The organism is Zhongshania aquatica (assembly GCF_027257955.1).
GTDB classification, from domain to species: Bacteria; Pseudomonadota; Gammaproteobacteria; order Pseudomonadales; family Spongiibacteraceae; genus Spongiibacter; species Spongiibacter aquatica.
This window is the reverse complement of the sequence record NZ_JANZNQ010000003.1, coordinates 1-12935: the sequence shown is the minus strand read 5'-3', so window position 1 is coordinate 12935 and position 12935 is coordinate 1. Positions and strand designations below refer to the sequence as shown.

Below are 12935 nucleotides of genomic sequence, written 5' to 3'. Positions count from 1 at the left end.
TTTTGATGCCTATACTTTGTTTAGCGGATGTCTTATACATTTAGGGATTCAGCTATTAGCGGCCCAATGGATGCCAACGGCTCAGCGTCGAACATTTGTTGATGATGACAATCCACACTATGTACTTTTAGAGCACCAACATGGTTTTCCCAGATAGTTGCATTATTGTGCAGCACATCGCCCATATTTGTTTTTGCGGTTTGTGATGCGCCAATAAATAACATGTCCGCAGATACTCTCCCGGGTACGAAGGCACGGGAAATCGCTAAATTATTTTCGATAATTTGACGGACTCCTTCGATTATATTGCTATTGCTTTGCTGCATTTCTTTGACAAAGGGGAGATTGTAAATGTCGTACTCTCGGCAGAGGAGGGACGTTAGCTCCGCCATATTTTCTGAACCGTATGGCAGCGATTCAGAAGGTAAACCCATGAAGGTAAGTGCACTTCGTACCAATTGGACTTCGTCTGAAACCTTATCCTCACCTTGAACATAGGGGTAAGCGTCTAAGATGGTAAGGTTACTAATTTTCTCTCCGTCGGCTTCTAATCGTCGAGCAATCTCATGGGCTAACAAACCACCTAGCGACCAGCCTAAAAGCTTGTACGGCCCTGCGGGCTGCACACGGCGAATATGATCAATGTACTCGCTTGCCATCTCTCCAATGCTTTGCGGCAAGCTCGCTGTGTCATTGTTGATATAGTCTAGGCTAAGTCCTCGTGCCTGTACGCCATACAGATTTTGCTCGCTGCCTATATATCTAGCCAAGCCTGTGTACGCCCAGCTCAAGCCAATGACGGGATGAATACAGAAAAGGGGAGAGGATGTGCCAGTAGACTTTAGCGGCAATATCATTCCAAGTGGGTCTACGGTTTGCTGGTTCTCTAACTGCTCACAAAGTTCAGCGATCGTACTCGCTTCGAAAATGGCGGCGAGTGGAATGTCCCGCTTTAATAGCTCACGTAAGCGAGCGACCATTCTTGCCGCAGTAAGTGAATCACCGCCTAAATCAAAAAAGCTATCGTGTATGCCAACACGTTCCACCTCAAATACCTCACACCACAACTCTGCAAGCTGAGATTCTAGAGGTGTTCTTGGCGCGATGTACTCGTGCGTAATCTGCCAGATTGGCGAGGGTAAGGCTTTGCGATCTAATTTACCATTAACATTAGTAGGTAGTTCTTCAATACACGTAAAGACTGACGGGATCATATAATCCGGCAGTGTTTTTTCTAACCGTTTACGAAGTATGGACGTATCTATAGTAACTGCGCTTCCATCGTCAGTAGTGAAAGGTAAAATATAGGCAACCAGTTTTTTCTCTCCGCGTGGATCTTCACGAAGTGTAACTACAGCTTGCTTAACGCCTTCGCAGCGCTGAATGTTTGCTTCAACGTCTTCCGCTTCAACCCGGAATCCACGAATTTTAATTTGAAAATCATTGCGTCCTAGATATTCGAGAACACCGTCAGCACGCCAGCGCGCTAAGTCGCCAGTTTTATATAGACGACCATCGCCAAAGGGGTTGGAGACGAATCGTTCAGCGGTGAGTTCTGGTCTATGCAAATACCCTTTTGCGACACCCGCGCCGCCAATGAAAAGTTCGCCAATTGCGCCAAGCGGCACTGGCTGCATTGTTTGGTCTAACACATAAACTTGAGTGTTTCGGATGGGACGACCGATCGGCGGCGAATCTAGATCGTCACCATCTAAGCGCATTATCGTCGACCAAATTGTTGTTTCAGTCGGACCATATAAATTAATGATGGGGTAGCCGAGTTTACGCATTTTACGCGCTAGTTGGGCGGGTAGTGCCTCACCACCGACCAGTGGTCGCAGGTTTTGTATCTGATCCGCATGGTCTGCAAGTAGGGCCTGCCAATGGGATGGTGTCGCCTGCATGACGCTTATTTTTTCTTTGTTAATCAAAGATGCAAGCGCCATAGGGTCTTTTGCAACGTCACGGCTGGCGATGACTACCTGTGCACCAACGATGAGAGGTAAATATAGCTCTAGTGCTGCAATATCAAACGCGACGGTGGTTAATGCTAATAATTTATCATCCGCGCGAAGCTGTAATTCATCCTGCATGGCTAGCAGAAAGTTTAATAGTCCATCGTGACTAATCTCTACGCCTTTTGGGCGCCCGGTAGAGCCAGAGGTATAGATGACATATGCGCTGGTATCACCTTTTACAACCTCACGCGGTAGGGCTAGGTCTGAATTCGCTCTGAGGTCTACAGTGTCGAGATTTAAAATCGTTCCGGCGTTCGCAAATTGTTTCTGACTAATAGCAGAGGTAGAAACAATGAGAGAGGGCTTACCTTCTTCCAAAATCATTGCCAAACGTTCGGTGGGAGCCATTGGGTCTAGTGGTAAATACGCAGCACCGGTTTTCATAATGGCCAGCAGAGTTGCTGACATCCTTTCATCACGGGGCAGTGCAACAGCGACAATATCGCCGGGACCAATTTGTCTCGCGAGGAGAGTTTGAGTTAAAAAATCCACCTGCTGTTGTAGAGCTTGGTATGTAAGCGAGTGATTATTACTCACTAGTGCAATGGCACTTGGTGTTTTAGCGGCCTGCTGGTCGAATAAGGCAGGTAGGTACGTGCTTGTTAACGGCTGGCTGGTTTGATTCCAGTCTACTAATAATTGCTGCTTTTCATCCGAAGAAAGAAGATTTAAGCGACTTATAGCGGTCTTTGGCGCTGCCAAAATTTCGTTTACTAGTCCTTCAAAGCGATCACAGTGGGCATCTAAGTCCGACTGTGTGTAGAGCGATGGGTTGGCATCAAAATCAACACGTAAGCCTTGAGCCTCGCCACGATCGTAAATGAATACGGTTAAATCTTCGACCGTACCATTAGACACATTGTGGGCAAGGCACTTGTGACCACCAAATTTTAAATCGTAGTCGAATGGCTCTATATTAACGCCAACCCAAGAAATTTGTTGACCTTGGCCAAGCAGGCCAAGTTCGCGGCGAAGATCTTCGTAACGAAATTGTTGATGACGCAAGGAATGTCGAACGGTCTTAGATACCTGCGCAACTAAGCTATGTAAGTTAACATCAGCGTCAAACGCCAATCTAATAGATACCGCATTGGCCATCATCGAAGGGATATTACGCATATCCCGATTCGCTCGCGCGGTTACGGGCATCCCAAACACTAAATCTTCCGCGCCAGTCATACGGTAAATATACGCCGCAAATAATGCGATTAGTATTTGTGGGAGACTCGCATCGGTGGATGCGGCAAGTTCGCGTAGTTGTTGGCTTAGCTCACCTGAAAAGCACGCGGTGCTGCGTCGTAGACCACCTGCGCGGACGGCATTGTGCTTTGTCAATGAAACCGGGTCGGGTAGGGATTTAAGTTGATCTAACCAATAAGACCGATCGCGCTCAAAGCGCGTCGATTGGCGGTATTGCGCTTCTTGCTCATGCTGGACACTCAAGGGCAAAAATGGACTCGGGCCAATATCTCGACCCTCAAGATAGGCGTTGTATATTTCGGCACAGCGTCTAGAAAGTATACCCGCGCCAAAGCCGTCCAGCACAACGTGGTGACTGCGCTGATACCAAAAATAACATGTGTTGCTGATTTTAAAAAGCGCGCAAAACCAGAGCGGATCACAGGCGAGATCGACCGGTTTATTTAGTTCGTTCATCATCCATGCTTCGGCTGCTGCGCGCGGATCTATTTCAGCACTCATGTCTACAAACGGGAATTCGCCCTTATATATATCGAGTATTATTTGCTTTGGACCGTCCTCCGTGTCGTGGATTTCGACACGGGTGGTTTCTGCTTCATAAGTGATCTGTTTAAGTGCGGCAATAAAGAGATCCGCTTGAATCTCGCCCAGAATTTCGCAATATTCGGCAATATTGTAGATCGCGTCTTTTGGTCCTATTTTTTCACCGAACCAAAGACCGCGTTGCGATTGAGCGAGTGGTAAAAACTTGGTCTCGGGAGCCACTAAAGGCCGATTCGTTTGCCGTTGATGCTTTAATAGTGAGAAGTTTTTCGTATCTACGGCGGAATAACCGCCGTTTGTGGTGGCAAGAGCTAATGCCGTAGTGCGTAATTTTGCGGCAATGCTTTCGGTCATGGGACTAATCTCACTAGTTGGTGTATTTACGTTTTGTCAGGTCGACTAGAATAAACGTGAAAGTCCAAACCTAAACTTCTGTAAGACAAGAACCGGTGATTCATTCATCGAGAGCTAAATATCTTTATCAGCATGTACTTTTGCTTAAACATCTCTTTGTTAATTGAGTGCAATAAGCAAAGAATAATAACAGCACTGACACGCCCCGAAATCCCACCTAGTTTAATGTCGTTGGCTGTAGGCACATGATACGTATGTCTCCATCTACTATATTGTGACATAGCGCTCATGAATAGATTTTAATGTTATGAAAATCGCTCTATTTTCCGCATTACGACACACTATTAATTCAGTGTGTAGTTATGACTTTTGGGAAATACGCTTAGCCTAATGTGTAGTAGTGCTTTTATGTTAGAGGCGTTAATGACGGCAAGCGCATGGATTTAGGTTGATTATTCTAAGTTTTGTGGGGTAAGCCAATCTTAAAATAGGGCGAGCTAATTGAATGCATGTGCACTAATGGCGCTACATAGACAAAATTGCAGTGATGTTTACCTGGCAAGTTACAAGGGGGGGGGGTGTTTTTTGTGGGATTAAGTCATATTTGAAATTAAGCCGCTTAGTGTCTCTTCGTAATTTTGTAGAGCGGGGTTCAAATTTGAGCGCTGCTTTACCTCTATATTTTCTCCGGTCGCGGTGATCGGTATGTCGAGCAAAGGTTCAAGTAATCGCATTGTTGCAGCGGGATCTGCAACTAAAGATTTATAGTCAATTTCGATCGCACTACTGCGGGGCATGCCAGTAATTTCCTTGCGGTAAATTACCACTTGGCGTGCAACGTCCTTTGCAAGCAGACCGCGGGCGAGTCGTGCGGTAATATTCCGTCCCAAAAATTTTCGTAGGATTCGCAATATGACCCAAGCGATATAACCGGTTCTGTAGCCACTGCGCCCCGAACCATTATCCAATAGTGTTTCTAAATAGTCTTGAGGGCCCTCCAAATACGCAAGCAAGGCGTTTAACATGCTGTTAAGTACTGCGATGGGTTCGCGTGATATGTAAATGAAGCGTGCATTCGGGAAATAGCTGAGAATTTTTTTGGCATTGCCCGTATCCCAGGGGTTCTTTAGCAATACCGCTTTCTTGCCTTCTTGTACTGCTAGTAATTTTTGGCACAAGCAAGCAAATAAATCGGTGTTTGATTCATTCAGTTTAAATGTACCGGACTTTTTCCTGAGTAAAAATCCATATTCCTCAACGGCATCAGCGTCTATGTGCGTTCCGTCTATATTTCTGTCGCTAATTCCGTTAGCAGCAAAATATCGGTTAAGCCGGTCCTTATCCCGCTGCTCGGTGCCATGGCTTTTATTGGTGAGCAGACGATCAAAGTACAGTAAGTGGTATAAGCTCAAGTGCGCTAATGGAAATGACTTCGCAACTGTGTCGTACAGGAATGTCGTACCAGAACGATGTAATCCCATTATAAAAATGGGTCTAATCGGCAGATGACAAATGCTATCTAACTTTGCAGCGTCTTCATTACTTGTCGGAAAGTGCGCGTCTTTACGGTGTTTCATGAAACGACTCAGTTTGAATAACGTGTTGAAAAAAGGTATGTATAAAACATTGCGCAGTGTACGCAAATACCTTAGGTAAAAACCAGACAGCGTTAACAATACTGGGAGTGATCTTGGCAAATCGACATCACTAAATTAGGTTTTGCTTTATAGCGACCTAGTGAATAAAGGAAGAATGTTCCTGTATGCGCGATTTATTTTACAATTTTAAATGCCTTGAACTTTATTACGTTTTCCTTAGACTAACACTCCCACGAACTTTTGAAGGTTACGAATCAGGTGCGAAGCGCGTCTATACGCTTATTACTAACCGTCGTTATGTTGCTGCAATCGCTAGCGGCGGTAGCGGATGTGCACCAGTTCCACCAATCCAGTGATCAACATGAAGTAGTAAGTGTCCATCTCGACACCTTAGAAGCTGTTGATGATGTCAGCGAACAACATACTGACTCATTAGATTGTCATCATTGTTGTCACTGCCACGGTATGACAAGTTCTGTGTTGCCAGCCTCGCAGAGTCATATAGGAAACTTCGCGAATCCCGCCATTAAATTTAACTCGGTTACACAAACCCCCACAAAATTAAGCACCTCACTATATCGTCCTCCCATAGCGTAATTCTTGCCACAAAGAAACGGCCGATTCACGTCGGTATTCGATTTTATCTAGCAGGAATATTTTGCTATGTTTTTCTCCAGCTTATGGGGGAGGCGCGTGCGCCGCGCTGTATCCTCTTGTCTCGTATTGTTTGGCGTGTTGGTAACACAGGCTATCGCAGACAACTCACGTTAGCCCTTAACGCTTAATAGAGCTATTGCGAACACCTTAGCTCAACATCCTCAACTCCATCAGTTTGAATTCAAAGAACAATTACTCCTTGGTCGACGCGAATCATATCAATTAAAGCCCAGTGTGATTGTGGGCCTAGAGGTAGAGAACTTTGCTGGGAACCATGATTTTTCGGGAATTCAAACGGCTGAAATTTCCCTCGCCTTATCTTCTGTTATTGAATTAGGTGGTAAGCGTCGCTCTCGAGTGGCGCTTGCCGACGCTCGGATTCAGGAGCTGGAATATGCGCGCCAAGTTTCAACCATAGATATTTTAGGGCAACTCACCGCGAGCTATATTGAAACCATTGAGTTTCAAGAACGAATATCACTGGCCAGGGAAGACCGCGATCTCGCTAAAAAGATACTGAGTATTGTCAAGCACCGATCGGCAAAGGGCGCAACACCAGAGAGTGATCTCCTGCGTGCCACAGCAGCTCTTGCCAAGGCAGATTTAATTCTAAATGCGTTACAACAGGGGCACCAACGACGCGTGATCAAACTTGCAGCGTATTGGGGAGATACTTCACCAAGCTGGAAACAAGTAGAAGGCGATCTGTATCGTTTTGCACAAGCTGCGGAATTTGACGAGCTATACCGACGTGCGCTGTCGTCGCCTGCGCTTGCAGTATTAGCTAGTGAAAAACGTTTGAAGCGCGCGGAACTTGATCTTGCGAAAACAAATTCAAGGGCAGATTTAAGCTGGCAGCTAGGGGTGCGTCATTTTGAAGGCAGTGGCGACACCGCGCTCATCGCTGGCATGTCGCTGCCGCTGTTCAGCGGAAATCGGAATTCCGGCGCACTCAGGTCGGCGCGTGCAGCGCATAACGAAGTCGAGCTTTTGCACCAAGATGCCAAGTTGAAATTGCATGTGCAGCTATTTGAAGCCTACTCCCAGTGGCAGCAACATTCTCAGGCGGTAACAACATACCGCGAGACGATTATTCCTGACTTGATCAAAGCATTGAATTTAACTCAGAAGGCCTATGAGGCAGGTCGGTACAGCTACCAAGACTGGTCCAGTGCGCAAAAGGAATTGCTTGATGCAAAACGCGCTCTTATCGACAACGCAGTGGCCGCATCTCTGAATCAGGCGGTGATAGAACAACTCATCGCCGAGCCTCTTAATCAACTGCGACGTATCAATCAATAGCAAATTACTTAGTACATTGATACGGCACTGAAAAAATATCAGGAATAAACGATGAACATTTTTAAAATTCTATTTTTTATAATCTCGTGTATCTCAATGCAAATTTGCTTCGCGAATGAACACCACGACGGTGAAGATTCCCAACACAGTGCAGATCGTCACGGCGAAGAACAAATCAGTAAAATTGACGATGATATGGCAAAAAAAGTGGGCATTCAGACGTCTCAAGTCGGAGCGAAGGTATTACGCCAGAACACTACGAGCTTTGGAAGACTAACTACGGCACCAGAGCAAAGCAGCCATATTCGCGCACGCTTCCCAGGGGTGATCCGCACCGTGGCAGTAAATATTGGCGACAAGGTTGAAGTCGGCGATCTGCTCGCCGTGGTTGAGTCAAATGAAAGTTTAAAGCGCTATGAACTTCGCGCTCCCATCAATGGCATTGTAACTCAGCGTCATGCCAATGCCGGTGAAATGACCCAAGACCAGGTGCTGTTATCTATATTAAGCACCGAGTTCTTGTGGGCAGAAATGCGTATTTTTCAGGCTCAAAACTACCTTGTTGCGGTTGGCCAGTCCGTACAGATCTACGCTGGCGAGCAAGAGGCGAATGCACGTATATCTCACTTGCTGCCTGCAGAAAATTCGTCGCCATATCGCATTGCTCGAGTGAAAATTGATAACAGCAAAGGCGTTTGGTTTCCCGGCCTGATGGTGCAGGGTGACATTGTTAGTCATGAATTTGAGGCTGAACTTGCCGTATTGAAATCAGCACTACAAACCATGGATGGTAAAATAGGGATATTTATAAAGGAGGGTCATGACTACCAATTCACAGCCCTTAAGCTTGGTCGTGCAGATAGCGAATTTATCGAAGTACTCTCCGGCGCTGCCGCAAATACAGAATATGTATCAGTAAATAGCTACCTGATAAAAGCGGATATCGAAAAATCCGAATCCAAGCACGAACACTAAGGGGCGTGAAATGATTGATTCTATTTTACGCCTCGCCATTGAGCGGCGTATTTTGTTTTTATGCAGCACGTTTTTAATTGTCGCTATTGGTATTTGGAGCTATCAAAAGCTACCAATTGATGCGGTGCCAGACATTACCAATGTACAGGTACAAATCAATACCGCAGCGCCGGGCTTCTCACCGTTAGAAACGGAGCAACGGATTACCTACGCGGTAGAAACGGCGCTCGCCGGCTTACCAAAGTTAGCTTATACCCGGTCAATATCACGCTATGGCTTGTCTCAAGTAACTGTTGTATTCGATGAAGACACGGATATTTATTTCGCCAGAAACCTGATCAATAACACGCTCAATTCTGTTAAAAGTAGTTTGCCGACCGGATTAGTGCCAGAAATGGGACCTATATCTACCGGCCTTGGTGAGATATTTATGTACACCGTGCAAGCATCGGCCGATGCGCTGCAGGCGAATGGCTTACCCTACGATGCAATTGCATTAAGAGAGATACAAGACTGGATAATTAAACCTCAATTGGCGCAAGTGAAAGGCGTGGTTGAGATCAACAGTATTGGTGGCTACAACAAGCAGTACCACGTCACGCCAGATATTCAAAAGCTGCTGCAATTTGATGTATCAATGAGTGATATCACCAGTGCATTAAAAGCCAATAATGACAGTCGCGGCGCCGGCTATATTGAACGCAATGGTCAACAGCTATTAGTGCGCTCACCGGGCCATTTGGCAGGCATTGACGATATTGCAGATGTGATTATTTCTGAGCGGGATACTATTCCTGTAAAGCTCAGCGATGTAGCTAGCATCGCGATTGGCAGAGAGCTGCGCACCGGTGCCGCTACGCAAGACGGTGTTGAAACTGTACTCGGTACCGCGATGATGTTAATTGGTGAAAATTCTCGAACTGTCGCGCAAAACGTGGCTGATCAATTAGAGGCTATCCAAGTGTCGTTGCCGCACGGTGTGATAGCCACGTCGGTCTACGATCGTACAGCCCTTGTAGACAAAGCCATAGCCACGGTAAGCAAAAACTTACTAGAAGGCTCTCTGCTTGTTGTAGCAGTGCTCTTTCTCTTACTCGGCAATTTACGAGCGGCGCTAATTACAGCGGCAATTATTCCCTTGGCTATGCTAATGACGATTACAGGCATGGTTAAAACGGGAGTCTCTGCAAACTTAATGAGCTTGGGTGCGCTGGATTTTGGATTGATTGTTGACGGCGCTGTCATCATCGTCGAGAACGCCATTCGACGCTTGTCGCAAGCTCAGGCATCTGGTCAACTCGCGTTGCGTGAGCGTTTGAATGTGGCCTACGAAGCAAGTGCAGAGGTTATCCGGCCAAGTCTTTTCGGTGTCGCGATTATTACCGTAGTGTATATCCCAATATTTTCGCTGAGCGGTGTTGAAGGGAAAATGTTTCACCCCATGGCGGCAACCGTGGTGATGGCCTTAATTTCTGCGATGATTTTGTCTTTAACACTCGTGCCTGCCGCAGTGGCGGTGTTTCTAAAAGGACATATCAGCGAAAAAGAAGGCCTGTTGATGCGCGGCGCGAAGCACGCGTACAGGCCAACTCTAGCAGTAGCCATGAAATTTAAGTGGTTAGTTTTGGCTGCCGCAGGAGGATTGGTAGCGCTCAGTCTGTATTTCGCGACAACATTAGGTTCTGAATTTGTACCGCAGCTTAATGAGGGTGATATTGCGCTACATGCTATGCGTATTCCAGGTACTGGCTTGGAGCAAGCTGTCAAAATGCAGGGGCTTGTAGAGAAAACTATAAACACCTTCCCAGAGGTAGAAAAAGTCTTTTCTCGTATCGGAACCGCAGAAGTTGCCACAGATCCAATGCCGCCAAATGTCGCAGATACCTTCGTGATCCTAAAGCCACTTTCTGAGTGGCCAGATCCCTCGAAAACCAAACAACAATTTTTACAAGAAATGGAAGCGACTCTAGAAACGCTGCCGGGCAATAATTATGAGTTTACCCAACCGATTCAGATGCGATTCAATGAATTAATCTCCGGCGTTCGAGCCGACTTGGGTATCAAGGTCTTTGGCGATGACCTGGATCAATTGCTTGTTACAGCCAATGACATTTTGCTAGTCCTTAACAGGGTCGAGGGCGCAGCTGATACCCGTGTTGAGCAAGTCACTGGGCTACCTACCTTGTCTGTCGTCCCAAAACGAATCGCATTGAGCCGCTACGGGTTAAGCGTAGCGGATCTGCAGGATTGGGTCGCGATGGCGATAGGCGGGGAGAGCGCCGGAATATTATATGAAGGCGATAGACGCTTTGAGATCGTTGTACGACTTCCTAACACCTTGCGGCTAGACATTGAACGGCTGTCATTTTTGCCTGTTCCACTGAGTGGAGGAGGCTATGTACCGCTATCTGAAATTGCGACCATAGACATTGCACCTGCGCCAGCACAAATTAGCAGAGAAAATGGCAAGCGCCGTGTCGTTGTAACAGCCAATGTAAGAGGTCGTGACCTCGGTAGCTTTGTCGATGAGGTGAAGCAGAACATCGCCCGAGATGTAGATGTTCCAGCCGGCTATTGGCTGCACTACGGTGGTACATTCGAGCAATTAGAGTCTGCCAGCCAACGTCTGACTATTGTTGTGCCGCTCACTTTAGCGTTAATTATCGGCCTATTGGTAATGGCGTTTGGCTCACTAAAAGACGCTTTCATCATCTTCAGCGGCGTCCCGCTTGCCTTAACTGGGGGTGTATTCGCACTTGTTATTCGCGATATGCCGATGTCTATTTCGGCAGGTGTTGGTTTTATCGCACTGTCTGGTGTTGCCGTTTTAAACGGCTTGGTAATGCTCGCGTTTATTAGAGATGTGTGGCATGAGAAAGGCGACCTATTGCTTGCCGTAACCGAGGGAGCATTAGTGCGATTGCGCCCCGTATTAATGACGGCCCTAGTAGCGAGCTTGGGTTTTGTTCCGATGGCGTTAAATACCGGCACTGGTGCGGAGGTACAGCGATCTCTAGCAACGGTTGTTATCGGCGGTATTCTATCGTCAACATTGTTGACCTTGTTTGTATTGCCGGTGCTGTATTACTTGTTTCATCGTAATGACAGCGTTAGCGCGAAGAACAAATTGTAGGGCGATACTGTGGGGAAGGGCGCAGTAAATAACTCGCTCTTCCCTAATTTACTTTGCGCATCTTGCCGCTTTGCGCTCTCACTCTATTTTCCGTTTGTACGTAGACGGTATCTGTCGTCGCCATACTTGAGTGACCCAAATCTTCTGATAAATCTTTTAGGGCGCGACCGCGTTCTATTTCCATGCTGGCGCCGGTGTGTCTCAACCAGTGGGTTGACGCTTCTTTTAATTTTCTGGCTTTGTCATCGCCTTCTGCGCGGCGCATCTTTTCGTAAGCTAAATCGAATATATCTTGCACGATACGAGTCAGCTGACGTGACGTCATGCCGCCTTGGCCTCGGATTTTTTCGACAATGGGCTGATTTTCGCCAGAAGATGGTAGGGGGCTTAAGCCTCTAAATTCACGGTAGCGTTTAAGATACGCTATAAAGCTATTCGGAACCGTCGTGTCCCTTAGCTTTCGCCCCTTGCCGTAGACCTTTAACCACCAATTTCCGTCACTATCCTCCCAGAAATGGCTCATTACCGGCGACCAATTGGGTCGTTCAGACAGCTCAGAAATACGCAGAAATAGGGTCTTTAAAGCACAAATCACGAAAAGGCTGCGCTCATAGAGATAATCTTCCTCAGCCTGGGCTTCCGCAACATTAAAGACATACTGCCACTGGCTTTCGGTAAGGCGTCGAACTTCTTTAACTTGTGAGTCTTTAATGAAGTGTCGGCAATCGGTTTTAGCGATTTGCGCGGGATTGCCGTATAAATACTCTTCATTCATTAAGTATTTATAAAAGGAAATTATTGCGGTGAACGTTGCTGTTAGTGTTTGCTGCGATGGCCGGTATTTTTTCTTATCCGGCTGTGTATCACCGTGATCCGTGTTTTTGGCCAGTTTTAACTTAAAAGGTGCCCATTCTGGGTTTTGGCAAAAGTACCCGTTACTCAGTTGAAATTTTTCATAGTTGGCCAAACAAATCCAGCTTGGCGGCGGCTGCCAGCAAAAATCAGCGTATTCCAAAATGTCAGCTTTTCGTAATTGATCCATCGGTTTTGATTTGAACAAATACAACCACAGCAGAAAACGTTCCGTTTCATTTCGAAAACGTGTGAAAGTATGCTCAGACTTATTGCGCCCAATGTAATCTAAGAACTCGCGAC

7 protein-coding genes are annotated in these 12935 nt (G+C 46.5%); 4 read left to right on the top strand and 3 right to left on the bottom strand.

Annotation, left to right across the window (positions count from 1 at the left end; translation table 11 throughout):
* Positions 1-32 precede the first annotated feature (32 nt).
* Complete coding sequence (locus O9X78_RS03470) at positions 33-4115, bottom strand: amino acid adenylation domain-containing protein (protein WP_269618223.1); 4083 nt, start codon at positions 4113-4115, stop codon at positions 33-35.
* A gap of 593 nt (positions 4116-4708) precedes the next feature.
* Positions 4709-5692 carry a sulfotransferase gene (locus O9X78_RS03465; RefSeq protein ID WP_269618222.1) on the bottom strand — a complete coding sequence of 328 codons (984 nt, stop codon included), beginning with the start codon at positions 5690-5692 and terminating at the stop codon, positions 4709-4711.
* A 279-nt stretch (positions 5693-5971) separates the two neighbouring features.
* Here O9X78_RS03465 and O9X78_RS03460 point away from each other — a divergent pair, with 279 nt between their 5' ends.
* The 4 genes from O9X78_RS03460 (at position 5972) to O9X78_RS03445 (ending at position 11780) form a co-directional block, all read left to right on the top strand.
* Positions 5972-6310, top strand: coding sequence for a hypothetical protein (locus O9X78_RS03460; RefSeq protein WP_269618221.1), 339 nt, complete (start codon positions 5972-5974; stop codon positions 6308-6310).
* A gap of 300 nt (positions 6311-6610) precedes the next feature.
* A complete protein-coding gene (locus O9X78_RS03455; RefSeq protein WP_492220222.1) occupies positions 6611-7672 on the top strand; it encodes a TolC family protein in 1062 nt (353 codons plus the stop codon).
* A 51-nt stretch (positions 7673-7723) separates the two neighbouring features.
* A complete protein-coding gene (locus O9X78_RS03450; RefSeq protein WP_269618220.1) occupies positions 7724-8647 on the top strand; it encodes an efflux RND transporter periplasmic adaptor subunit in 924 nt (307 codons plus the stop codon).
* Positions 8648-8657: 10 nt separating this feature from the next.
* Positions 8658-11780 carry an efflux RND transporter permease subunit gene (locus tag O9X78_RS03445; protein WP_269618219.1) on the top strand — a complete coding sequence of 1041 codons (3123 nt, stop codon included), beginning with the start codon at positions 8658-8660 and terminating at the stop codon, positions 11778-11780.
* A gap of 43 nt (positions 11781-11823) precedes the next feature.
* Here the strand turns inward: O9X78_RS03445 and O9X78_RS03440 are convergent.
* A partial coding sequence (locus O9X78_RS03440) for a tyrosine-type recombinase/integrase (RefSeq protein ID WP_269618218.1) occupies positions 11824-12935 on the bottom strand: 1112 nt, incomplete at its 5' end.

Excerpts from the sequence above, each read along its gene's own strand:
- O9X78_RS03450 (WP_269618220.1), top strand. The coding sequence starts at position 7,724 with ATGAACATTTTTAAAATTCTATTTTTTATAATCTCGTGTATCTCAATG.
- O9X78_RS03445 (WP_269618219.1), top strand. The coding sequence starts at position 8,658 with ATGATTGATTCTATTTTACGCCTCGCCATTGAGCGGCGTATTTTGTTT.
- O9X78_RS03470 (WP_269618223.1), bottom strand. The coding sequence starts at position 4,115 with ATGACCGAAAGCATTGCCGCAAAATTACGCACTACGGCATTAGCTCTT.
- O9X78_RS03465 (WP_269618222.1), bottom strand. The coding sequence starts at position 5,692 with ATGAAACACCGTAAAGACGCGCACTTTCCGACAAGTAATGAAGACGCT.